Origin of the sequence: Rhodococcus sp. IC4_135, from assembly GCF_011602025.1 — a bacterium.
Classification (GTDB): Bacteria; Actinomycetota; Actinomycetes; order Mycobacteriales; family Mycobacteriaceae; genus Rhodococcus_F; species Rhodococcus_F baikonurensis.
In genome coordinates this window covers 200,521-223,775 of the sequence record NZ_JAAOLG010000003.1, presented here as the reverse complement: position 1 = coordinate 223,775, position 23,255 = coordinate 200,521, and the positions used below count along the sequence as shown (strand labels likewise).

Below are 23,255 nucleotides of genomic sequence, written 5' to 3'. Positions count from 1 at the left end.
TTTGCTGTTCAGGGCATTATCGATCGCGCCCGGGCAGCTACACCGAGCATGCCGAGTGCCTCCGATTCCGTCGCAACCTCCGTCAGCTCCCGATCACGCTCGGTCGACGGCTCCCGAAGTTGGGCCCGCAGCAGTCGGCATCGCAGCAGTGTCGGTGCTCCTCTGGAACCGCCGGCGACCTTCTCGGCCCGATCCAGAAGAGTCGATGCCTGCTCGATGCGACCCAGCAGGGCATGTAGTCGTGCGGAGGCTTCGGCGACCGAGCCCAGTTCGCCGACATGGCCTACCGTTGCGATGCGGCCGGTGTGCGGCTCGAGAAGGTCGATGAACGTGTCGGCGTAGTCGACCAACTCCATATCTGCGACGATCCGTGCGAGTAGTGTCTGGTGCCCGAGTGTTGTCCATGTCTGCGGCCCACGATTGATCAGCCACTTCCTGATGCCTTCAGAAGCGGCCTCGAGCTCGCCTCGGGCGGCGTCGATGGCGATGATCCACGAATCAGGTTCCACCACACCAGGGTCGGATTCTGCCAACGCACCTCGCTCCCATTCCAATGTGTTGAACGCCAGGTCTGCGCTACCTGCCGTGTACAGCTCCGTTTGCAGGTGGATTTGCCTGGCCGTCTCGTACTGCCGCCGGGCTTGCGCGAAGTCTCCGTGCCATTCGGCGAGAGTTGCTTCCATCCAGCGTAATTGGACGCGAACCACCGGGAGCTTCAGTAGCTCGCATCCGATGATCCCCTGCCTGAGGTGTTTGACGGCGGCATCGACATTGGCCAGATTCATCTCCGTCATGCTCGCGACGGCGTGTGCGACGACGCTGTCGACACGCGCTTGTTGGTGCGGCAGTTCGAAAAGCTCGCGCAGTAGGCGCATCGATTCGACGCTGTGCACCGCGACTCCGGAGAAAAGCAGAATCCGTCCGAGCAAGGCGTCGGCGATCACATCTGGATCGTCGAGTTCGCGGGCGATGTCGAGAGCGCGGGCACTCCATCGATTCGGGATCTCGGCATCGGGGTGGTAACAACTGCCCACCGCCAGTGCAGCGAGAACCCTTGCGTGAGCTGCTCTGTCGTTCTCGATCAGTGGCTCCACCGCCGCGAGCCGTTCGAGCAGTGGCCCTGGATCACGACCGTACGAAACCCACGGCCAGGCTCCGGCTGCGCGAAGTAGTGCGCCTGCCAATCGCCCGACTGCGGAAGTTCGGTCTTCCCGAACAGCCTCGAGGAGACCGGCATTGACGACGTCGAGAACCGTCTGCCCTCGACCGGCTCGGGCAAGAGCCTCGACTCTGGCCACCAGCAGGTCATCCCGATCGTCGGCCAATTGCCGGGATGCCGGAAGTAGGTCGAACGCGCGGACCGCGGCCTCCCACCACTCGGCTGCAGTTTCGGAACTCCAACGATCGGTTGCGTCCTGCGCCGCAGCCGTGCACGCCTCCAGAACAACGAGTGGATCGACCAGGGGAAGTGCAGACATCAGATGTTGCGCGCGGCGGCTCAGCCGGTCCGGATCGGAAGAGTGTTCGAGCACTTCGGCAACTCGGGCGTGTATCCGCCGGCGACGAAGCGTGGGCATCGCTTCGAGGACTTCGTCTCGGAGAAGGCCATGAGCAAAGACGTAACCGCCGTTTGCCGAGTCCGCGACGATGATTCGTTCATCAGCAGCCGCGTCGAGATAATCGGCGAGAGTGTCGACATCGAGACGGGTGGCTGCGGCGAGCGTGTACACCTCGATGCCGTCGCCGATAACTGCGGAAACCTGAAGAGTTTGCAACACTGCCGGTTCCACTGCGGAAAGCCGGCGACCGAGGACAGACCGAACCGCGAGGGGGATGCTGTCGCCGAGTCGCTCGTTCTTCGGAAGCCTGGCGTACTCCGAGACGAACAGTGGGTTGCCGCCGGTTCGTTCCGCCAGGGTTCGCGCCTCCGCGTCGTCGAGCGTGTCCCCGGAGACACACTTTGCGAGTGTTGCAACCTCGGCCTGCGCGAGCGCCGGCACAATCATGGTTCGGTTTCCTTCGCCGTGGAGTACGGCTTCCTCGAACTTGCGCACTGCCGGAACGACTTCCGAGTCTCGGAGCGTCGACACGAACCAGACTCTGGCACTGGTCATTGCGCCGACCAGATAGGTCAGGCAACGAAGTGAGGTGGGATCGGCCCATTGAATGTCGTCGATGACGACGGTCAACGGTGCATCTGTCGCCGCGGCTTCGATGGTGGTGCGTACCCGTTCGTAGACGGCGAATCTCGCCGCGTCCGGATCGGCGCCGGTCGGCGGCGTCAGTACGACGTCGGCGTCGACACCGAGTTCGCGAACCAGTCGGCGGATCGGCCACCACGGCGGTGTTCCGTCGTCCTCCGGACAACGTGCCCATACGGCGGCTCCCTGGATGGATGTTGTTCTTGTCGAACACTCCTCGGCTAATCGTGTCTTCCCGATACCGGCGGGGCCGGTCAAGATCAACCAGCGAGGCGAGCCCCGGCGAACGTCGTCGAACATCTTGTCGGCGACGACCGTCTGGTCCTCGCGCCCGACGAACAAGCGTGAGGAATCAGTCTCGGATATGGCTGCTACCGCTGGGGGTGAAGTCGGGACCGGAACTTGTTCGGCTCCCGTCCATCCCGGAGTGCGCGGCCAAGCGGCCAATCCCGGTTCGTGGCGCAGGATGGCGCCTTGCAGTGCTGTCAGCTCCCCGCCGGGCTCCAGTCCCAGCTCGGCGTCGAGCCGAGACGCGTGTAATCGAAACTGTTCCAAGGCTTCCGGTGACCTACCCGCCCGATGCAGGGCAACCATTCGGAGCCAGCAGGTCCGGTCGCGGAACGGGTACTCGCTACAGAGTTGAGCAGCTTCGACCAGCGCGGGTGCCAGGCGCCCGAGAGCCAGAAGCGCCGTTATCCGGGTCTCCCGGCACTCGGTCCGCACTTCCTCGAAGGCTGCGGCTTCCACCTCCACCCAGTGCGCGTCGTTCAGGTCGTCCAGAAGCTGCCCCCGGACCGAGGCGAGGGCACGGTCAGCGGTCGTCAATGCCTCCTGCCACCGTCCGTTCTCAGCGTGTTGTCGCGCGGTTTCGGCGTCGTCGAGAAACACCGACAGATCGACGTCTGCCGGAGCGACGTCGAGGACATAGCCAGGCGATTGACGCACTATCGGTGACGCCGTACCGGTTTCGACGCGCAGTGCTCGGCGCAGGTTGGAGATGTACGCCTGGATGCTTGCCATCGCACTCGCCGGTGCGTCGTCGTGCCAGAGAGCATCGATCAGGCGGTCGGTGGAGACGACGCGACCACGGTTGAGCAGTAGGACGGCAAGGACCGATCGTTGTTTTCGAGGGCCCAGATCGATCACGTCGCTCGTCGCCGGCCCGCGTGCGACCTCCAACGGCCCGAGCAGTCGATAGATCATCCGTTTCCCCTCGTACCTGCGGACGCAGGACGGTTCGATTCTAAGGAGTGAAATTCATACATGCAGGACAAAACGGTCAACTAGTTCTCGTCAACACCTGCTCGGATTCCTCGGAAAGAGTCTGGTTGACCCTGGTAGTGCGCAGCGTCGCCGCACAGACCAACGCACCGAGAGCCGCGATGAAGGCAGCGACAAACAGTGCCAATCGGAGTCCACTGACAAAGTCGTCCGGTGATCCGCCGGGCAGTATCGACTGCGCCGGTAGGAAGGCACCGAGCAGGGCAACCCCAACCGCGATGCCGGTCTGTCGGAACGCGTCGTTGATCCCTGCGGCCAATCCTGAATGGTTCGAAGTGCTTTCGCCCAGAACCAACCCACTCATGACGGGGTTGAACACCCCGGCCCCCATACACGCGACAACAAATCCGGGAAGTATCGCGTGCGGCGAACTGGTCACGTCGACGACGGTCATCATGACCAGACCGATGGAGACGAGTAGTAGCGAACACGTCAATGAGACTGAGACGGGGATGCGTCCGTCCAATTTCGCGGTGCCACCGGCGACGACGAACATCGCTATCGTCGCAGGTAGATACACCAGGCCTGCGTCCATAGGGGACAGATGCAGCACGTTCTGCAGGTAGATCGTCGTGTAGACGAAGACCGCGAACAGGGAGGCGGAGATCGAGAACGCTGCGATCTGCGCTCCGGCGAAGGCCCGATTGGCGAGCAGATGCGGGGGCAGCATGGGCTCGGTGGTACGAAGCTCGTGTAGGTAGAAACCGATCAGGGCAGCGGTGGCGATCACTGCGGCGATTACCGGCTGCGGCTCGAACCACCCGGCCTCGTTGCCGCGTAACAAACCAAACACCAGAGCTGCCAGTCCGGTGGACACCAGAATCTGCCCGAGCACGTCCGCGCCCCGAGGTCGAGGATCGCGTGATTCCGGAACCCACCGCACCGTCAGCGCCAGGGTGATCAACCCGATCGGAACGTTGATCAAAAAGATTGCGCGCCAATCCAAGAACTCGGTGAGTAGTCCGCCGACCAATGGGCCGACGGCAAACGCGCCACCGATCGTGGCGCCGTAGGCAGCCAAAGCCGTTGCGCGCTGCGGGCCCTTCGCGAACACGTCCGCCAGCAAAGCAAGTGAGCAGGCGAAGAGTACGGCACCGCCGATGCCCTGAGCGGCCCGCGCGAGATCGAGCACCCAGATGTTCGGCGCGAGCGCGCAGAACAGAGATGCCGTGGTGAACCACAGAATGCCGATGATGAAGACATGGCGTCGACCCCGTCGGTCTGCCCACGATCCGGCACTGAGAACCACGGTCGCCAATGCCAGCGTGTACGCGTCGATCACCCATTGCAGGGCGCTGACACCGGTGTCGAGATCGGATGCGATCGATGGCAGGGCGGTGTTGACGACGGCGATGTCGAGCATGAGCATCGCGGTGCTCACGCACACTGCCAGCAGAGTGGCTCGGCGTACTGCGGTGTTCCGTACTGCGGTGTTCTTCGGGGTGATCGGTGCGGTCATGGCCCGTCCTGATGGTCGAAGGGGTGTGTACTCGGAACACCCTGCGCTCCGACGCTTGGGACATATCGGGCGAAATGCTTGGAACCCACATGGTCGATAACTGCCGTGTTACTCGGGATCGGTCACCACCCGTTCGGTCGAATGCGCACTCTCCCAACGGTTAATCTCTGGTCATGGAGACCAGCCAGTGGGTGCGACGGGTGTTGGTGGTGGAAGACCAACCACTGATGCGTGCGCTCGTAGGTGACACGCTCACACACGCCGGGTTCGTGGTCCATACGGCCGGATCGGCGGTCGAAGCGCTCACGGAGTTCGACGGATTCGATCCTGACCTCTTGGTCACGGACATCGACCTTGGCGTGCGGCCGAACGGCGTCGATCTCGCGAACATCGTCACGGTGAAGGCTCCGCATTGCGCGATCGTGTTCCTGACGAACTACCCCAACGCATCGACAGCGCCAGGTTCTGCGGGTGTGCCGCCGAAATCGCTGTTCGTGGACAAAGCGGCTGTCAAGTCGGCGGATCAGTTGATCGGCGTAGTGGAGGCCGCGTTGACGGAAACCGAGCCACCGACGCTCGGGAGTGATCCGGATTCCGCTTTGTCGAGCCTCACCAGATCACAGCTCGATCTTCTGCGTTACATCTCGCTCGGCTGGTCGAACAGGGCGATCGCGGCGCATCGCGGGTCCTCGATCCGAGGGGTGGAGAAGCTCATCGCGCGCACTCTCGAGAGCCTGGGATTGACGCACGATTCGTCCACCAATCCGAGAGTGCTTGCTGCGAGCATATTCATCCGCCATTTCGGTGTACCCGAAGTGACCGACTCGGTGTGAACCCGCGCGAGTGGTGGCTTCGACTCGGTGATCGGAACATCGTCACCAAGTGGTCCTGGATTCTGACGCTGCCGTTCGCGGTGACCGTGATGGCCAACTACTACCTGTGTACAGGGGTGCGCGAGGTCGGCGTGATGGCAGTCGGCGCCTGTGCGACCCACTGCATTGTCGGGGTGATGCTGCTGATTGCGAGGGCTGTCCTTGCAGCACACAGATCGCAGCTCGCGGCCCTGGCCCTGTTCGCAGTGATCGGCGCGATCCGCCCGTTCGTCCTCGACGCGATCACCCGCGCGCTCGAACTCCCCGTCGACCCCAGACCGATGCTCGTCCGGGTGGCACTCAACGTCGTGTGCAGCGTTGTCTTCTTGTCGTTGACCGCCGTACTGGTAAGTGCTCTCCGTGACCGCATCGCGCTGCAACGGAGTTTGAAGGTTGCCGGGGCCGCCGTCCAGCTCCAAGAGACCCGCGATCGATTTCGCCTCGACCAGACCCGTGCGCAGTGTCGGAGAGAGCTCGAGCGCAGTATCGAGACAGTCATGCACACGGTTGCTGAATCGGAACTCGAAGGAGGGCGAGGGGCAGCTCTCTTGAAGCGAATCTCCGACGACGTGGTTCGCCCGATGAGTCATCGACTGTTCCGGGAGATTCCCCCGATGGAATCACCGACGCCGGCTGTGCGGCTGACGGCGAGAGATCGACTGATCGGCGTCGTACGCAGCGTTGAACCGGCGCCACTGTACGTACCGGTGTTCGCGTACACGGCACTGGTGACCGTCTACCTGCTCGCGACTTACGGCGTGACATTCACGGCGGTCCAGCTCGGCGCCGGTTTCTGGATCTTTGTCGGTGGCAATGTGTGCGCCCGGCGCATCGTTCGGAACGGAGACGGCCCCCTACGAAGGATTGCAACTCTCGCCGCGGTGTACTGCTCGAGTGCGCTGATCAGCAGTGCCGCGACGTGTCTGCTCCTGTTTGCGTTCGGCTATGTCCCTACTTTCTACCTCTCGTCGATGGCCGTCTACCCATTGGTTGCGTTATCCGTCTGTCTGATCAGGGCTGCGGATACGCAGCGTCAGGACGAGGAGCATCAACTCCGCAGCGCCCTGAGTCGGCAAGCGCTCGATGCAGCTCGTATCCATTCCGAGCTCATGCACACCCGACGTGGACTAGCCAGGTTGTTGCATTCGTCGGTTCAGAGCGAACTCGTAGCGGCCGCGTGGACTTCAGGGGCCGGTAGCGGTGTCGATGTTGCAGAGACCATTGCCCGAATTCTCGACGGCTTGGAAAGCGACCTGTCTGCGTCTTCTGATCAGCCGGCTGACTCCGATGCCCGAAAGCGCATCGATGATCTGGTCACGGTGTGGCGCTACGCAATTCCGCTCGTCAGTCACGTCGACGACGAAGTCTGGCCCGTGATCGGATCAGGCTCCGCTCGGCTCGACAGCGTGGTGGAGATCCTGTCGGAGGGGCTGACCAACGCCGTGAAACACGGTGAAGGAGGGCCCGTCTTCCTCGAGGTGACACTTTCCGATGCTCGGGCGGTAGTAGTGCGAATCAGTTCGCCGGGTCGGCTGCCGGTGGCACGGGACTCGGGGATCGGGCTTGAATCGCTCGCCGGTACGGTAACGTCCCTCGAACTTGTCGAAGAGGAAGACCAGGTGGTCCTCACCGCCGTGCTTCTGTGACACCGTGAGTGGCAATGTCGTGGAGACCGAACATTTCGCCAGTGGCCGGATTTGCGGCTTGTACGGTCGCAGAAATGGAATCGATTACCGCGCAGCTCATCCCACTCGCCACTGGCGTCGTCATCAGCCCGATTCCTCTGGTTGCGATCATCGCGATCCTGCTGTCGGCTCGGGCGAAGGCAAATGCTTTCGCGTACACCGCGAGCATCCTCCTGGCTGCAGCTGCGGTTACGGCAGCCACGGCACTCTCCACCACCGGAGTGGAATCGAAGTCCAGCGGCGGCGCGCATACCGTCCAGACGTTGTTCGCCGTTGTGTTCACCGTCGGTTTCCTGGCGCTCGCGTACTCGAGTTGGCGTAGCCGCCCGAAAGACGATGCCGAGCCGGCGATGCCGTCGTGGTTGGCGCAGATCGACTCGATTCAACCGGCCAAAGCTGCCGTCCTGGGACTGTTGCTGACCGTACCCAACGCGAAGAACCTGCCGCTCGAACTCAAGGCAGGTTCGATCATCGGGGGCGGGCACTTCACTTGGATAACGGTGATCGCGTACTCGGTACTGTTCGCGGCCGGAGCGTCGATTGCCTTGATCGTGTTGTCTGCCTTGGCTGCCGTGCCCTCAGCGAAGGTGACCGATGCGCTGAGCTCCACCAAAAGCACTCTGATCCACCACAATGCGGCAATCATGACCGTTTTGTTCCTGATGCTGGCAGCATTGGAACTCTCGCACGTTGTCGAAGCCCTGTCGAAGTAGCCACTTTGTTTTCGAGGAGAAATCGAATGACGATCACACCCAGCGAAGCGCCGGTAGTCGAGACAACGTACGGGCCGGTTCGAGGATCGACGGAAGGCTCGGTGTCGAGTTGGAAGGGGATTCGTTACGCGGCACCCCCTGTCGGTCCACTGCGATTTCGCGCGCCGGTTCCGCCGCAGCCGTGGACCGAGGTTCAGGACGCAACAGAATTCGGGCCGTGTGAGCCGCAAAGTCGACTCGCGATGATTCCGCTCGGTGAGAACGTTCCGATGGACGAGGACTGCCTGTTCCTCAACGTGTGGGCGCCGCGCCCGGTCGGTGCGGATGCGCCGGGTAAACCGGTGATGGTCTGGATTCACGGCGGAGCGTACTTCCGCGGAGCATCCAGCCAACCACTTTTCGACGCAACCACATTGGCCGAGAACGGTGACGTTGTCGTCGTCTCGATCAACTACCGGATCGGTGTTTTCGGCTTCGTCGACTTCTCGTCCTTCAATTCGAGTGAACATACCTTCGAGCCCAATGTCGCTCTCCGCGACATGATTGCAGCGCTGCAATGGGTTCAAGGCAACATCGCAGCCTTCGGTGGTGACCCGAATCGAGTGACGCTGTTCGGTGAGTCGGCAGGCGGCGGCGCCGTGACGACGCTGATGACCGTCCCGTCCGCCCGCGGATTGTTTCATCGCGCCATCGCCGAAAGTTCGCCCGCCACTTCGGTGTACGGGAGTGAACGCGGCGAGATCGTCGCGAAGCTGTTTCTCGAGATCTTCAGCGGCGGCGAGGCCGATCTGGGGCTGTTGCGAACCACTGCCGCCGAGGACCTTCTCGGGCCTTCGGACGAACTGTTCGCACGGGTTCCGCAGGAGACACCGGGAACTCTGGCGTTCGCACCGATCGTCGACGGTGATCTGCTCCCCGACTACCCGGTGCGAGCGTTCCGTCACGGCAACGCACACCCGATTCCGCTGATCATCGGAACCAACAAGGACGAGTCTTCGCTCTTCCGGATGATGAAGTCGCCGTTGATGCCGATTGATCCCGTCGTGATCACGTCGATGTTCGCAGAGATCGCCGACGAGCATCCAGGGCTCGAGTTGCCCGATCATTCTCAGATCGAAGGTGCGTATTCGGGACTGTCCAAGCTGGGCGCCGGTCTCGGCCTGACCCGTGACTTCGGATTCCGCCTGCCGACCTTGTGGATTGCCGAGGCGCACAGCAAGATTGCGCCGACGTGGTTGTATCGCTTCGACTACGCGCCGCCGATGCTCAAGGCGCTGAAGATCGGTGCGACGCACGGTACCGAACTCGCCTACGTATTCGGCAACATCAACCACGGAGCACGGGACATCACCTACAAGTTGGGGGGACTGAGCGCGGCGCGTCACGTATCGCAGCGTATGCAGGCGAGGTGGCTGGATTTCGCCAGAGCTGCAGGTGATTACGGCACCGGGGCCGATCGCGAACTGGGTACGGCTCCGGGGTGGCCCACTTATGACACCGATACACGCTCGACACTGTTGATCGACAAGCACGACGCCGTCGTCGCTGATCTCGACCGCGAGATCCGGGAGGCGTGGGGTGACAGGGTGATCGCATTCACCTGATGGTTCCGGTCTACTGCAGTTTGGTGAGATAGTGCGAGACGGGACCCGCAGTGAGCATTCCACTTCCGGCGCCGGCTATTTCGGCGGCGGCAGGTAGGAGTGCAGCTCGCGCACGCTCCTCGACTCGACGGTCGCCGACTGCAGTGGCCGCTGCGGCAGTCAGGCACCACAGTGCCTCGGAGAGCAGGTCTTTGGGTGGGTCCGGCATTGCCTCGACTGCTCCGGCGGCCTCGCTCACCTGCCCGTGCGCGAGAAGGAGGTGCGGCCGGGCCCAGGGTTCGTACGGGCCCCACTGCGTAGTCGGGTCGAAAACCGCCGGCAGTCCCCTCCATACGCGGAGGGCGAGAATTGCGAGAGGGAGTATGCCGTCCTCGAGGCCGGGCATACCGGAATCGGAAAGGTTCACCGCCGCAGCTTCGTACAGCTTCTCGCAGTGCGCCGCTTCCGCGCCGGTAGCGGCAGTACGCATAGCGCGAAACCAGGTGGTGAACACCGCTGCCAACGGTCGCTCGTGACGTCCGGCCAATCGATCAACTGTCTCGGCGTGTAGCTCGGCTGCATCGAATTGCCCCAGTGCGCTGAGGGCTTGCATGCGGATCAGATGGCCGAGGATCTCGAAGGTGGACAAGCCGTGTCGAACGGAGAGGTCTACCAGTTCACGACCGATACAGTCGCGCTCGGAGGCCAGACCGGTAGTCCAGAACGTCTGCATGAACAACCCGTTCAGAGCGAAGGCCAGGAGCCCTGGATCATCGAGAGCGTGACCGATCTGCACTGCAGCACGGGCACATTCGAGTCCGCGATGACCGGATAGTCCGCGCGATTCGAGTGCGATTGTTGCCAACAGTCTGGCCCGAGCGAGTTCGTTGCCGACCGGAAGTCGATCGAGGGTGCGCTGAGCGGCCTCGACGATCTGCGCAGCCTGCCGAGGATCGTCGGATCGTGTCCAGATTCCGGGCACGTCGTAGTTGCCGATGATCCGTGCGGTGAGTTCGACATCGTCCACTTGTTCAGCGGCGCCGATGATGGTCAGTCGCTGGTTTCGGGCAGTCTCCAGTCCGCTTCCACCCGCAACTGCCAGACTTCGGAGGAGGCCGACTGTGGACTCCAATCTCGATTTCGATCCTGCCGCTACGGTCCGGTCGTACGCTGCCGAAACCTGAGCGAAGATCTGTTCTGCTGCTACAGGATTCAGGTGAGTCTCGCGGCGGAGAATGTCGGACTCGAGGTCGGTCAGTCGTGGACCGGGGTCGATACCCAACTCTTCGGCGAGTAACTTTCGTGCGCGACGGATGACTGCCAGAGCATCGCCTTGACGGTCGGTGCGGTACAGCGCGAGAGCGAGTAGCCGCCAACCATCCTCGCGCCAAGGGTGTTCCGTCACGTGGGCATCCAGTTCGGGAATTGCTTCGGCGGTTCGCCCGAGATCGAGGAGCGCGGATGCCAAGCCTTCGACACCAGTCAGACGCAGTTCCTCCAAGCGTGACCGCTCGGATCGAGCCCAAGGTTCTTCGGTGAACTCCGCGTACGCCGGTCCTCGCCACAACTGGAGCGCGGTTCGTAGCAGTTCGAGTGATTGCGCGGGCGTCGAGTGGGTGGCTTCACGAACCAGTCTTTCGAATTCCCAGGCGTCGACGGCGTCGGGTGCAGCATGAAAGGCGTAGCCAGGCCCGTCGGTGACAATGACTTTCGGCTTCGTTCGCGGCGCACGATCCGGCTCGAGTGAGCGCCTCAGTGCGGAAACGAACGTACGTATTGCGCTGGTCGCCCCGGCTGGAGGATCGACCCAGAGGTCGTCGACAATCACGTCCACCGGAACGACACGTCCCCGGGCGATGATCAGACGAGCGAGGACCGCTCTGTGTCGTGGGCCCTTCAGATCGATCAACCCTGACGAATCGTTCCACGCGACCACGGGTCCGAGAACTCCGATAGCTGTGTGGTCTCGCATTTCCCCACGCTATCGCGCTCATCGAATGCTCATCGACTGCGGCGAAGCTGATTGCCATCACCCCGATTTGCCATCACCCCGACGAACGAGAGCAACCGATGACGATCACCATCCCAGACTTCGACTACCAGCAGATTTCCGCCACGGACGGCGTGCGACTCAATGTCGCGGTCGGTGGAAGCGGCACCCCACTGGTCCTTCTGCACGGCTTCCCCCAGACTCACCTCATGTGGCGTCACGTAGCCACTGCCTTGGCGTCGGATCACACCGTCATCTGCCCGGATCTCCGCGGATACGGGGCCAGCGACAAACCGGTCGAGGAAAACCCGGACACCTACTCCAAGAGAACAATGGCTGCCGACATCGTCGAGGTGGCGAAGAAATTAGGACACGAGAAGTTCGCCCTCGTCGGCCACGATCGTGGCGCACTGGTTGCCGTCAGAGCGGGGCTGGATCATCCGAACGTGATCACGCAGCTCGGTTCGCTGGACGTGCTCCCCACCTTGGATATGTGGGACATCCTGCACGGATCGAACGCTGCTGTGGCATTTCATCTCTATCTCATGGCTCAGCCACCCGGTCTCCCCGAGCAGATGATCAGCGCCAGCGCCGACGCATTCTTCGAGTACTTTCTCGACGTGTGGACGCAGAACCGCGAAGCGATTCCGGCAGACGTGCGGGCCGAATACCTGCGCGCCTCACGGGAGGCGGTGCCGTCGATCGTTGCCGATTACCGGGCGTCGGCAGGCATCGACGTCGAACACGATCAGGCAGATCGCGATGCGGGTAACCAACTGCACATGCCGGTCACGGTCATTCAGCAGGACTGGGGTTCGATGCTCGGCTACGACGCCGAGGCCCTGTGGAAAGCGTGGGCGCCCGATCTCGAACACCGCACGCTGTCCGCTGGTCACTTCATGGCAGAAGAGGCGCCTGCCGAAGTGGTCGAAACGATCCGCACCCTACTGAAAAGGTAGTTCTAGCGCTTGACCCCGGCAGCCAAGTCGTCGACCAGGACCTTGGCGGTCAAGGCGTATCCCGCGGCCTTGTAGTAGTCGAACGGAATGACGCGACCGGCCTGCGCGGCGGGCAGGCGCTGCCACGTCGGCGAGGTGTACACGCTGCCGGAGGCGCTGCGATCCAAGGCGAAGATGACGTCGGCTTCTTCGAGGCGGTTGAACTGCTCCGACCCGAGCATCACGCGAAGGTCGGGGCCTTCACGGAGCACCTCGAACCCGAGGTCCTCGGCGACGGCGGTGCGGAAATCGTTCTGGAACCACGCGATCTGATCCTCTGCGGCGGCAACGAAGGCAACCTTCTTGCCGGCCATCAGCGGTTCGACGGTCGGGCGGACCTGCGCCACATGGGCGTCGTACTCGGCGAGGACTTCCTCGGCGCGATCGCTGCGCCCGATGCCGGTGAGGAAGTCCGACATGACCTTCCGCCACTCCGGGGTGAAGTCCTTGCCGACGGGGAGGACCGGTGCGATCTGCTGCATCCGGTCGTTGCCGTACGACCCGGTGTCCCACCAGCCGGCGCTGAGGACGAGAAGGTCTGCGCCGAGGGTCGAGATGTATTCGAAGTTGGGATCCGAAGCACCTTCGGCGAAGATCTCGACACCCGTGGCATCCGGGACCTCACGGCGCAGGTGTTCGGCGGCGCCGGTGGGGTAGGCGGTCACCGGGTATCCGGCGAGGATCGACAATTCGAGGCCATCGCGTGGATCGAGGGCAACGACATTCCGGGGGTCCGTGGGAATGATCAGCTTCTCGTCGCCGCGCGTGAACTCGAAGGTCTCCGCGTTGTCGGGCGTCGAGCTTTCCGTGCTGCCGCAGGCCGCGAGAAACGCGGTCGCAGCGACGCCCGCGCCGACGCCGAAGAAACCGCGTCGCGTCAGGTTGTCCACGATCGCCCAGTAGTCGCGATCGGTCGTGGAGGGAGAAAGGAGTCGAGTCATGCTTGTTAGGTTAGCCTTAGAGGCTGTCTCCGGGAATGCTGAAACAGCTCCCGCGAGCGCCAAGAAATACGGCGAACACGCCAGCACAGGGAGTGTTGTCCGCGTCACCGGCCGGTCTGATCCACAACCCACTTTCGACCTCTGACGTGCATGACGTCACAACCGACCGCCTCCTCGATCGCGATTTGGCCCTGATCGCGCCGACTATGCTGAGTTGACCAGCAGTACGATTTCGGAGGTTGCAATGCAGATCACCAGCGTCGGCCACGCAGGATTTCACATCCAGACCGAGGCCGGATCCATCCTGTGTGATCCATGGGTGACCCCGACGTATTTCGCGTCCTGGGTGCCGTTCCCCGACAACACCGAATTGGACTGGGACGCGCTCGGCAACTGCGATTACCTCTACGTCTCGCACCTGCACAAGGACCACTTCGATCCGAAGAATCTGATCGCGCACGTCAACAAGGACGCGACCGTCCTGCTCCCCGATTACCCGGTGCCGGACCTCAAGCGTGAGCTCGAGAAGCTCGGCTTCCACAAGTTCTTCGAGACCGAGGATTCCGTCAAGCACACGGTCAGTGGCCCCAAGGGCGACCTCGACATCATGATCATCGCTCTACGCGCTCCCGCGGACGGTCCGATCGGTGACTCGGGCCTCGTCGTCTCGGACGGGGAAACCACCTGTTTCAACATGAACGACGCCAGGCCCGTCGACCTCGACCCGTTGACCGACGCCTTCGGGAAGGTCGACATCCATCTGCTGCAGTACTCGGGCGCGATCTGGTACCCGATGGTCTACGACATCCCGAAGGGCACCAAGCGCAACTTCGGCAAGCAGAAGCGTCAGCGCGGCATGGACCGCTGCCGCAACTACATCTCCCAGGTCGACGCTGCCTGGGTTGTCCCGTCGGCCGGCCCTCCGGTCTTCCTCGACGACGACCTGCGCTACCTCAACGACGATCACGGTGACGAGGGAAACATCTTCCCCGACCAGATCACGTTCCTCGAGCAGATGCGCATCAACGGCAACGATCGTGGTCTGCTGATGATCCCCGGCTCGGCCGTCGAACTTCGGGGAAGCGAGAAGGTCGCCCTGACGCATCCCATCCCGGACGCGGACGTCGACAAGATCTTCTCGAACAAGGCCGAATACATCGAGAAGATGGCGCAGAAGATGGCGCCGGTCATCGCCGCGCAGAAGGCCACGTGGGCTCCGGCCGAAGGCGAGCCGCTGCTCGACGGTCTCAAGGCCAAGTTCGAGCCGATCATGGCTCAGTCCGACCTCATCTGCGACGGAATCGGCTACCCCGTCGGACTCGTGATGGGGGAGGAGACCGTCGTCCTCGACTTCCCGAAGCGGATCGTTCGCGAGCCCATCGAAGGAGAAGGCAAGTACCGCTACGGCTTCCGCATCGCTCCCGAACTGGTTCGCACTGTTCTGCGTGACGACGAGCCCGACTGGGTCAACACCATCTTCTTGTCGACGCGGTTCACGGCGTGGCGCATCGGTGGCTACAACGAGTTCCTCTACACGTTCTTCAAGTGCCTCACCGACGAACGCATCGCCTACGCCGACGGTTGGTTCGCCGAGGCCCACGACGACAGCGCGTCGATCGAGTTGGGCGGGTACGAGATTCAGCGTCGTTGCCCCCACCTCAAGGCCGACCTGTCGAAGTTCGGTGTCGTCGACGGCACCAACCTCACCTGCGATCTGCACGGCTGGCAGTGGGATCTCGAGACCGGCCGCTGCAAGACGTCCAAGGGTCACGAGTTGCGCACCAGCAAGCTGAGCTGAACCGAGCTCGTCGGGTGACGGGATACAGCAGGTCGCTGATCGGCCTGGCGACAGCGCTCGCCGGGCTGGCCGGTTACGTCGACGCGCTCGGATTCATCACGCTCGGAGGGCCTTTCGTCTCGTTCATGAGCGGCAACATGACGCAGGCGAGCGTCGCGTTTGCCGACGGGGTGTGGTCGACCGCGCGGGTGGCCGGCGGGATCATCGTGCTCTTCCTCCTGGGAATCGCGCTGGGAACCGTCGTCACCCACTTCACGGAGCGCTATTCCGTCCGGGCTCGCAAGGTCACGGTGCTCGCGGTTGTGGCCGGGCTGCTTGCCATCGGTTCGGTAATGAGCAGCCTCGACGTCACCCCCGGCGCGATCTCGGCAATGGCTTTGGCAATGGGAGCCGTCAACTCGGTGTTCCAGCGCGACGGCGAGGTGACGATCGGCGTCACGTACATGACCGGTGCGCTGGTCAAGATGGGCCAGCGTCTGACCGGAGCCTTCCTGGGCGGCCCGAAGTGGGCGTGGCTGCAACACTTCGGGATGTGCGCGGGATTGATCGCCGGAGCAGTAATCGGTGCGTTGGTTCATCGGGGGATCGGTCTTCACGCTCTGTGGCCTGCATCGGCATTCACGGTTGTTCTGATCGCCGTCGCCTGGCAAGTCTCGCCCCCGGCGCCGGCGCAGGTGTAGAAAGAGCGAGACACAAAATCCGGGGTGTGGGGGGAAGCAGTGGATGCTCTGATCATCGTGGTGCTCGGTCTGCTCGGTATCGTCGCGGCCTCGACGCTCGGAGCACGGATCGGAGTCGCAGCACCGCTGATTCTGGTGATGGCCGGGATCGTTGTCAGCCTCTTACCTTTTGTCCCCGCGGTGGACATCGATCCGGAATGGATTCTGGCAGGCGTGCTTCCGCCGCTGCTCTACTCCGCCTCGGTCTCGATGCCGTCGATGGAGTTTCGGCGTGAGTTCGGTGCTATCGGTGGACTCTCCGTTCTGCTCGTGGTGGTGAGTGCGCTTGTTCTCGGTGCGTTTTTCTCTTGGGTGATACCAGGACTCGGCATCTGGTGGGGTATTGCACTCGGCGCGATCGTGAGCCCGACGGACGCCGTCGCTACGTCCATCGTCAAGAAACTCCCGGTCTCGCCGCGGGTGGTGTCGATCCTCGAAGGCGAAAGCCTGCTCAACGACGCCACCGCTCTGGTTCTGCTGCGTACTGCCATCGCCGGGGCGGCCGCGTCGGTGTCGCTGTGGAGTGTGTTGGGCAAGTTCGCTTTTGCCGTGGTCGTGGCAGCGGTCATCGGTGTGGTCGTCGGCAAGGTCAACCTGATGGTTCGCGCCCGTGTCACCGACTCGACGGTCAACACGGTTATCTCGTTCACGGTGCCGTTTCTGGCGGCGATCCCTGCCGAAGAGTTGGGTGCGTCAGGGTTGGTCGCTGCCGTCGTGGCCGGGCTCGTCACCGGCTACGACGCTCCCCGGAAGCTGTCGCCGAGTCATCGGTTGTCGGACTCCCAGAACTGGCGCACAGTCGAACTGGTCCTCGAAGGTGCGATCTTCCTGGTGATGGGCCTCGAACTCTCGTCGATAGTCGACGACGTCCGGGTCGACCACGAGGGCATATACACGGCGGTATTCGTGGCGGCGGGTGCACTGTTCCTCACGATCTTGGTGCGGGCCCTGTACGTGGCCCCGCTCCTGCGAGCACTCCAAGCACGGGCGAAGTTTCGAGAACGCATGAAGCCCAGACTCTCCGACATCGCGAATCGCCTCGACAATCCCGAGGACTACCCACCGGACGAACGACGCCGCAGTAGGCGTCGGGAGCCTTCGGCGAATCAGATGGAACGGTTCAAGATTCGGGTTCGGCGGACGGTTGCCGATATCGACTACTACCTTGCCGCGCCTCTGGGATGGCGTGAAGGCACGATCGTCATCTGGGCTGGTATGCGCGGAGCGGTCACTCTGGCTGCCGCGCAGACTCTTCCGGAAGACACCCCGAGCCGCTCACTCCTGATCTTGGTTGCGTTCCTGGTGGCTGCGGGCTCATTGATACTGCAGGGCGGGACGTTGAAGCGCGTCGTCGCAGCGGTCGGCCCGGCAGACCAGGACCTCACCAGTTCCGAACTCGACGAACATCGACGATTGCTCGCTCTCCTCGAGGATGCTTCTGCGGGTTTCGTTCCACCGGAAGGGCAGTCGAAGAAGAAGACCCAGCTCGACGTGATCGACGCGCAGCGTCAAGCGCTCCTCGACGCGCGGGACGACGGGCTCTTTGACGCCCGGATGCTCGGATCGGCACTTGCCGCGCTGGATGCCGATCAGATCAGTCTGGAACTCAAGGGCGGTCCGGACGGTTGATCACGTGCACAGTCTCTTTCGTGCGGACGTCATCATTGCCCGCGTGATCACGCCGTGCAGTACCTGAACGGGTGCGAAGTAGATTCGGCCTGCGCGGTTCTTCAGCTCCACTGCAGTGACGACGTGCAGGAGACCGGCGTCGTTGTCGGCCTGAACCGAGGCGACGAATCGTAGGTGTTTCTCGTCCGCTTCGATGAGGGCCTCGCCGTCGGCGATCTTGTCGACGGCAAAGGTGTCTGGGCGTCCCTGGGCGATGCCGAGCAGTCCGACTACCCGCTCCCTGAGCCAGAACATCGCGAGGACTGGCGCGGGGACATTCTTGACGTCGAAGACTGCCTGCGCCCACTCCTCGGAGGTATGGGTCGGAACAGACGGGATGGTGATCGTGGTGGCTTCTGCCCAGTCCGGTGCAGGCATGGCCTTGAAAGCGAGTGTCATTTCGTCCTCCGTACGGTGCCGTATGGAACCTACCCATACGGTACCGTACGGAGGTGACGAATGCCCGTGCCCGACTCTCTCGCGACCAGTGGATCGATGCAGCTTTCCAGGCTCTGACCAGCCATGGGCCTGATGCAGTAGCCGTGGAAAAGGTGGCGCGCACGCTCGGATCGACCAAGGGTTCCTTCTATTGGCACTTTGCGAGCCGCGACGAATTACTGCAGGCTGCTCTCGATCGATGGGAGGTCCTGGCAACCGAGCGTCTGATCTCGTCCGTCGAGTCGTCCGGTGAACCGGCGGAGGTCAGATTGCGTCGCCTGGTCGAGGCGGTCACGACCGGACTGGCAGGACGCCGTGCGGAATTGGAACTGCTTGCCGGGATCGACCATCCTTTGGTTTCTGCGGTGGTTCGACGTGTCACCGAGCGTCGAGTCGCCTACATCGTGACGTTGTTGATCGATCTGGGTATGGACGGGCAGAAGGCAGAATATCGTGGCGTACTTGCGTATTCGATGTACCTGGGGCAGATGCAACTGGTGCACAGTGCGCCCGATGCGGTTCCTCGCAGCGATGCGGACCGTCATGCACTCGCCGACGAGTTCGTGAACATGGTTCTGGCCGGGTAAATCCGCCAACGAGCGCAGCGTGATCTGCGCATCACCCTGCGCTTTCAGGTGAGGGACCACACATTGCGCGTAACCCATAGTTACAGATACTTTGAGGTCAGCTGAAGTGGGGTGCCGGATATGTCGACATTTCCCGGAGGCGCAAAACCGTTTCACGACAGGAAGAAAGGTGACTCACCATGAGCGTTGTGCTTATTTCGTTGCTGGTCGCCGCTGGACTCACCGTGCTGGCCACCAGTGACGGTGCCGGTCTGGACTTCGGGAGTCGGCAGCTGAACCGCCAGTTGAAGACCCGCACGCACCGGTGACCCCGGAAAACGGCCGGCTCCACGCGATGCTTCGCGGAGCCGGCCGTTTGCGTTGTTCCGGTCAGTTCACCCCGAGATCTGCCAGCCAGGCCCGGGTGCTGCGGGCAGTGATACCCAAGGTGGCAGCAGAACCCGTCGCCGAGTCGAACGCGACGTTGTCGGCGGACTCAAGCCCCGTGTAGAGCTGAGAAACCCCGGCCGCTGCGCCCGCTCCGATGATCGGTGCAATCGACGCACCGAAGGCGTCGGGTGTCACGGCTTCGAAAGTTACTGCGCGCGAGAAGTGTTGAGCGAATGCCTCGGCCAATTCGGTGCCGGTGATCGCCGGAATCTGTCCGATGTCGACCGCGTCCGGTGCCCCGTCGAGAGTCAAGGCCGCGACGGCTGCATCAGCGACGTCGAGATGTGAACTCCATGCGACCGCGAGATCGGCACGCAGTGGGTAACGCAGGACGCCATCGTCTTTCACCCCCGACAGAACGGTGGGCAGAAGTAGATTCTCGAGGAACAAGCGTGGGGTCAGGACGGTCACCGCGATGCCTTCGGCGCGAAGTCCGTCGACGAGCTCGGAGAGAACGGGGGCGTTGGGACCGCCAAGCGGCGAAGTGGTGTCGCCGATGACCGTGCCGCTGGTAGAGATCACGAAGCGTGAAGGACGTGCCACTCTCGCTGCTGCCAGAACGTTGTGGGCGTAACCCGCAAGCGTCTCGGTGTCGCCGGCGAGTGGCAGGTGAAAGAACACCCCGTCCGCCCCGCGATAAGCGTCGGCGAGAGCGTCGACTGACGCATTGTCCGCGACGACGGTGTTCGCACCCTCGAACGTCTGGTCGGGGTTACGGGTGATTGCCCGGACCTCCGCGCCTGTCGATCCGGCGAGAGCCGCGACCAATCCCGCGAGAACGGGGGAACCCTGTGCGCCGGTGGCGCCATGCACTGTGTAAGTCATGACGCCTATAGTTCAGATCGGGAACCAGTTACTTCAAGTGAACTAATGGGGAATCGATGAGTGAATCAGGTCACGTGCTTCCGGAGTGTGGCGTCGCGCGCTTCCTGCTGGTCCTGGACGGACCTTGGGCGACACTGATCGTTCGTGAGCTCACGCACGGCCCCATGCGCTTCACGGAACTACGACGCGCATTGCCCGGCATCAGTCCAAGGACACTGTCGGCCAGGCTCAAACGGTTCGAGGAGTTCGACCTGGTGACCCGGACTGCCTACGCCGAGGTGCCGCCGCGAGTGGAGTACGAACTCACTGCGACGGGGATGGAACTGCGCTCCGTGCTCGAAGCGATGGTCGAGTGGGCGGATCTGGCTCTCCCCGTTTCCTGATCTGCCGTCAGTGCGGGCCCGAGAGTCCCACCCGTAGAGCGCCGCAGGCCTCGAACATCGCGTCTTGCCCGGTATGGCCGACGCCGGTGGTGTTGACGAAGGCATGGATCAATCCGCTGTGACGCCTCAGCGCGACCGGGACTCCGGCCTCTCGCAGCCGGTTCGCATACGCCTCGCCCTCGTCGCGTAGTGGGTCGAAACCGGCTACCGCAACGTACGCGGGCGGCAGTCCGGCCAGGTCCGGAGTGAGCAGCGGCGAGACTCGCGGGTCGAGAGCCGAAGCGCCGCCCGACAGGTAATGGGCTGCATACCAATCGAGTTGGGCGTCGGTGAGAAAGAAGTCGGTGCCGAACAATTTGTGCGACGGACGCTTCGACGAGAGGTCGACCCAGGGAAAGAAGAGCAGTTGGAAGACGGGCTTGACGGCGTCTTCGGTCGTGGACTGCGCGACGACGGCAGCCAGGTTCCCGCCGGCGCTGTCTCCGCCCACCGCAATGGATCTCGGATCCGCGCCCAGTTCTGCGGCATGTTCGACGCAGTACCGAAAGGCGGCGACGGCGTCGTCGACCCCGGCCGGGAACGGGAACTCGGGCGCAAGCCGGTAGTCCACCGACAACACGCTGATTTCGCCGTGTCGGGCCAGGAAGCGGCACACACTGTCGCCGCTTTCGAGGCTGCCGAGGACGAACCCGCCGCCGAGGAAGTACACCAAAAGTGTAGCGGGCGTGGAGACTCCGGCCGGGCGATACAGCCGTGCGGGAATTGCGTGATCCCCGCACGGGATCTCGAGGTCACGAACCGTCTCGATGTCGATCGGTGTACCGCCGAACAGCCGTGATTCGGCGTCGATCTGAGCGCGTCCCTCTTCGACCGGAAGATTCTCGAAGCTCGTACCTTCCACTGCCGAGAGCAATCGCAGCGCAAGCTGGATCTCGGGGTGCAGAGTCTGCCCGTCGACCTCCTTAGGCCTGCCACCGAGAATGCGCTGCGCGCCGGTCGGTAAGGCGCCGACGACATCGAGAACCACCCGCGCAACACGATCTTGGACAGACATCTTCTCCGTGGACATACTCGCCTTCCGTCGGCTGATCACCCGTCGTGTGTACGTTACGAAAGAACGGGACGGATATCCAGGAACTTCGACTCTCGAGATCAGGCAGCCGGAGTGACCGTGACTGTGACGGGACCCGTGTCGTCCGCGGTTTCCACTGTGAGGAGGCGGCTTTGGGGATCCCAGTTCACTATGTCGGCACCCGCGACGTCGACGCCGCCGGGAAAGCCGCTCTCAGGTAGATAGATCTCGGTCGGTGCCGTCACCGCGGGGTCCGGGGCGAAGGTCAGCTGGAGACGGTCAACGGTCGAGGACCATTCGGTGGGTGTGCCCGCGACGGCGCGGGGATACGGCTTGTTCAGGGTGTCGACGAGGATCGTCTGTGTTCCGTCGGGGAGATACGGACCCCAGGGCCCGGGATCGCTCGACCAGTAGGACACGCCCGCGCCGAGTTCTCGGGCGGTCGTGTAGACGCGGTCGATGTAGTCGCCTGCGCCGGGCAGTGTTGTGTCGAGCCCGAATTCGCCGAGAATGATCGGAGCGCCGCCGAGTACGTTTCCGGCTATGTGTTCGACGCTGTCGCGCCAGGTGTCGATGGTCGCGTCGGTGAGAGTGCGTGAGAGGCCCGAGTATCCGTCACCGAGGTCGAGGGGCAGCGGATACAGGTGCGGGCAGTAGGCGATGCGCTGCTCGCCGGCACGTGGATCGTTGATCTTGGTGAGCCCGCTGGGGACACCTTGGTTGACGCCGACCGCCTGCGGAGCCACACATACCCAGCTGTCCTGATCAACTTCCCTGATGGCGTTGGTGGTTCGCTGATACAGGGCGGCGAGTGGTCCACCTTCGAATGCGGGGCCCTGCAGGGAACCGCCCCACGGCTCGTTCATCAGGTCGTAGGCCACGACGGTGTCATTGCCTGCGAAACGTTCGGCCACCGCCCGCCAGGCATTCGCGTAGTGCTCGACCAGTTCGGGGTGTTGGCCCGTGGTGTTCCAGAAGTTGTCGAATGCACGCATCACACCGGGTTGGATGTAGTACAGCTCCCACCGGTCTTGAGGGCTGACCGGAAGGCCGTCCATGTAGGTCGCCCAGGCCGGTGCGCCGTTGCCGATGTTGCCGGCGCCGTTTCCACTGTTGCCCTCGGGAGTGATCGCGCCGGAGTAGACGTCCTGATGCATGTCGAGCATGACCTTGTAGCCGCGGTCGGCGTACCAGCTGACCCGGTCTTCGACGCGGTCGAGATATTCCTGGTCGTACTGTCCCGGTTCGGGTTCCACCGATCGCCAGGAGATCAGGAACCGCACGAAATTTGTTCCCATGTCCGCGTGTTCGCGCTCGAGGTCGGCTTCGGTGAACTTCGGCATGCCGTCCGGAGCGCTTTTTGCGCTCGACGCCGTGTTGAACCCTCGCAGGATCAGAGAGCGGCCGGCGTCGTCGGTCAGATATGACGGCGGCACGTCCGTGCCACCGGCACTGCCGGGCATGGGCAGGCTACCTTCGGCGGCGGCAATGCCGCTGCCCAGTACCAGCGAGCCTGCGATGATCAGTGCCGAGAGCGGGATGCGACGCACGGATAGCCTCCTACAAAAGTGTGGATGGATTGACTTGTCCCACTGGAAATTCGGGTCTGGACT

Annotated in this window: 19 protein-coding genes; 11 read left to right on the top strand and 8 right to left on the bottom strand. The window is 63.0% G+C overall.

The window, feature by feature from the left end; all coding sequences use genetic code 11:
* Positions 1-8: 8 nt before the first annotated feature.
* A complete protein-coding gene (locus G8767_RS09100) occupies positions 9-3,404 on the bottom strand; it encodes a BTAD domain-containing putative transcriptional regulator (RefSeq protein WP_166809928.1) in 3,396 nt (1,131 codons plus the stop codon).
* A 76-nt stretch (positions 3,405-3,480) separates the two neighbouring features.
* Entirely contained in the window at positions 3,481-4,941 is a 1,461-nt protein-coding gene (locus G8767_RS09095; RefSeq protein ID WP_166809927.1) for an MFS transporter, read from the bottom strand.
* 173 nt (positions 4,942-5,114) lie between these two features.
* Between G8767_RS09095 and G8767_RS09090 the strand changes: the two genes are divergently transcribed.
* From G8767_RS09090 to G8767_RS09075, 4 genes are all read left to right on the top strand, one after another.
* The gene (locus tag G8767_RS09090; protein WP_166809926.1) at positions 5,115-5,774 is read left to right on the top strand and encodes a response regulator; all 660 of its coding nucleotides are present in this window, start codon (positions 5,115-5,117) and stop codon (positions 5,772-5,774) included.
* The gene (locus G8767_RS09085) at positions 5,771-7,459 is read left to right on the top strand and encodes a two-component system, sensor protein (protein ID WP_166809925.1); all 1,689 of its coding nucleotides are present in this window, start codon (positions 5,771-5,773) and stop codon (positions 7,457-7,459) included. Before G8767_RS09090 ends, G8767_RS09085 begins: the two co-directional genes overlap by 4 nt.
* 74 nt (positions 7,460-7,533) lie before the next feature.
* A complete protein-coding gene (locus G8767_RS09080) occupies positions 7,534-8,211 on the top strand; it encodes a GAP family protein (RefSeq protein ID WP_166809924.1) in 678 nt (225 codons plus the stop codon).
* Between the two features lie 26 nt (positions 8,212-8,237).
* Entirely contained in the window at positions 8,238-9,815 is a 1,578-nt protein-coding gene (locus tag G8767_RS09075; protein ID WP_166809923.1) for a carboxylesterase/lipase family protein, read from the top strand.
* 10 nt (positions 9,816-9,825) lie between these two features.
* On the opposite strand, the gene G8767_RS09070 is transcribed toward G8767_RS09075, so the two are convergent.
* Entirely contained in the window at positions 9,826-11,766 is a 1,941-nt protein-coding gene (locus tag G8767_RS09070; protein WP_166809922.1) for a BTAD domain-containing putative transcriptional regulator, read from the bottom strand.
* 98 nt (positions 11,767-11,864) lie between these two features.
* Between G8767_RS09070 and G8767_RS09065 the strand changes: the two genes are divergently transcribed.
* Complete coding sequence (locus tag G8767_RS09065) at positions 11,865-12,743, top strand: alpha/beta hydrolase (protein ID WP_166809921.1); 879 nt, start codon at positions 11,865-11,867, stop codon at positions 12,741-12,743.
* Between the two features lie 2 nt (positions 12,744-12,745).
* Here the strand turns inward: G8767_RS09065 and G8767_RS09060 are convergent, their stop codons facing one another.
* Positions 12,746-13,723 (bottom strand): ABC transporter substrate-binding protein, encoded by a 978-nt coding sequence (locus G8767_RS09060; protein WP_095972266.1) that lies wholly within the window; start codon positions 13,721-13,723, stop codon positions 12,746-12,748.
* Positions 13,724-13,967: 244 nt separating this feature from the next.
* Here G8767_RS09060 and G8767_RS09055 point away from each other — a divergent pair, with 244 nt between their 5' ends.
* Genes G8767_RS09055 through G8767_RS09045 form a run of 3 tightly spaced genes read left to right on the top strand, consistent with a single transcriptional unit; the run spans position 13,968 to position 17,869 of the window.
* Positions 13,968-15,521: an MBL fold metallo-hydrolase gene (locus G8767_RS09055; RefSeq protein WP_124567167.1), complete on the top strand. Its 1,554-nt coding sequence runs from the start codon at positions 13,968-13,970 to the stop codon at positions 15,519-15,521.
* Between the two features lie 14 nt (positions 15,522-15,535).
* Complete coding sequence (locus G8767_RS09050) at positions 15,536-16,201, top strand: YoaK family protein (RefSeq protein ID WP_166809920.1); 666 nt, start codon at positions 15,536-15,538, stop codon at positions 16,199-16,201.
* Positions 16,202-16,240: 39 nt separating this feature from the next.
* Complete coding sequence (locus tag G8767_RS09045) at positions 16,241-17,869, top strand: sodium:proton antiporter (RefSeq protein ID WP_124567165.1); 1,629 nt, start codon at positions 16,241-16,243, stop codon at positions 17,867-17,869.
* Here G8767_RS09045 and G8767_RS09040 read toward each other — a convergent pair whose 3' ends face one another.
* Complete coding sequence (locus G8767_RS09040; protein ID WP_124567164.1) at positions 17,870-18,307, bottom strand: DUF2867 domain-containing protein; 438 nt, start codon at positions 18,305-18,307, stop codon at positions 17,870-17,872.
* A gap of 53 nt (positions 18,308-18,360) precedes the next feature.
* Here G8767_RS09040 and G8767_RS09035 point away from each other — a divergent pair, with 53 nt between their 5' ends.
* Together G8767_RS09035 and G8767_RS36290 are read left to right on the top strand one after the other, a co-directional pair.
* Entirely contained in the window at positions 18,361-18,933 is a 573-nt protein-coding gene (locus G8767_RS09035; RefSeq protein WP_095972270.1) for a TetR/AcrR family transcriptional regulator, read from the top strand.
* 179 nt (positions 18,934-19,112) lie between these two features.
* Entirely contained in the window at positions 19,113-19,241 is a 129-nt protein-coding gene (locus tag G8767_RS36290; RefSeq protein WP_003943237.1) for a hypothetical protein, read from the top strand.
* A 61-nt stretch (positions 19,242-19,302) separates the two neighbouring features.
* On the opposite strand, the gene G8767_RS09030 is transcribed toward G8767_RS36290, so the two are convergent.
* Positions 19,303-20,187 carry an NAD(P)H-binding protein gene (locus G8767_RS09030; protein ID WP_095972271.1) on the bottom strand — a complete coding sequence of 295 codons (885 nt, stop codon included), beginning with the start codon at positions 20,185-20,187 and terminating at the stop codon, positions 19,303-19,305.
* Between the two features lie 56 nt (positions 20,188-20,243).
* On the opposite strand from G8767_RS09030, the gene G8767_RS09025 reads away from it, so the two are divergent.
* Complete coding sequence (locus G8767_RS09025; RefSeq protein WP_019745900.1) at positions 20,244-20,570, top strand: helix-turn-helix domain-containing protein; 327 nt, start codon at positions 20,244-20,246, stop codon at positions 20,568-20,570.
* Positions 20,571-20,577: 7 nt separating this feature from the next.
* On the opposite strand, the gene G8767_RS09020 is transcribed toward G8767_RS09025, so the two are convergent.
* Positions 20,578-21,639 (bottom strand): alpha/beta hydrolase, encoded by a 1,062-nt coding sequence (locus tag G8767_RS09020; RefSeq protein WP_166809919.1) that lies wholly within the window; start codon positions 21,637-21,639, stop codon positions 20,578-20,580.
* A gap of 83 nt (positions 21,640-21,722) precedes the next feature.
* Positions 21,723-23,192: a cellulase family glycosylhydrolase gene (locus G8767_RS09015; protein WP_124567162.1), complete on the bottom strand. Its 1,470-nt coding sequence runs from the start codon at positions 23,190-23,192 to the stop codon at positions 21,723-21,725.
* Between the last annotated feature and the right edge of the window lie 63 nt (positions 23,193-23,255).

Coding starts and splice junctions, on each gene's coding strand:
- G8767_RS09100 (WP_166809928.1), bottom strand. CDS start 3,404: ATGATCTATCGACTGCTCGGGCCGTTGGAGGTCGCACGCGGGCCGGCG.
- G8767_RS09095 (WP_166809927.1), bottom strand. CDS start 4,941: ATGACCGCACCGATCACCCCGAAGAACACCGCAGTACGGAACACCGCA.
- G8767_RS09090 (WP_166809926.1), top strand. CDS start 5,115: ATGGAGACCAGCCAGTGGGTGCGACGGGTGTTGGTGGTGGAAGACCAA.
- G8767_RS09080 (WP_166809924.1), top strand. CDS start 7,534: ATGGAATCGATTACCGCGCAGCTCATCCCACTCGCCACTGGCGTCGTC.
- G8767_RS09075 (WP_166809923.1), top strand. CDS start 8,238: ATGACGATCACACCCAGCGAAGCGCCGGTAGTCGAGACAACGTACGGG.
- G8767_RS09070 (WP_166809922.1), bottom strand. CDS start 11,766: ATGCGAGACCACACAGCTATCGGAGTTCTCGGACCCGTGGTCGCGTGG.
- G8767_RS09065 (WP_166809921.1), top strand. CDS start 11,865: ATGACGATCACCATCCCAGACTTCGACTACCAGCAGATTTCCGCCACG.
- G8767_RS09060 (WP_095972266.1), bottom strand. CDS start 13,723: ATGACTCGACTCCTTTCTCCCTCCACGACCGATCGCGACTACTGGGCG.
- G8767_RS09055 (WP_124567167.1), top strand. CDS start 13,968: ATGCAGATCACCAGCGTCGGCCACGCAGGATTTCACATCCAGACCGAG.
- G8767_RS09040 (WP_124567164.1), bottom strand. CDS start 18,307: ATGACACTCGCTTTCAAGGCCATGCCTGCACCGGACTGGGCAGAAGCC.
- G8767_RS36290 (WP_003943237.1), top strand. CDS start 19,113: ATGAGCGTTGTGCTTATTTCGTTGCTGGTCGCCGCTGGACTCACCGTG.
- G8767_RS09030 (WP_095972271.1), bottom strand. CDS start 20,187: ATGACTTACACAGTGCATGGCGCCACCGGCGCACAGGGTTCCCCCGTT.
- G8767_RS09025 (WP_019745900.1), top strand. CDS start 20,244: ATGAGTGAATCAGGTCACGTGCTTCCGGAGTGTGGCGTCGCGCGCTTC.
- G8767_RS09020 (WP_166809919.1), bottom strand. CDS start 21,639: ATGTCCACGGAGAAGATGTCTGTCCAAGATCGTGTTGCGCGGGTGGTT.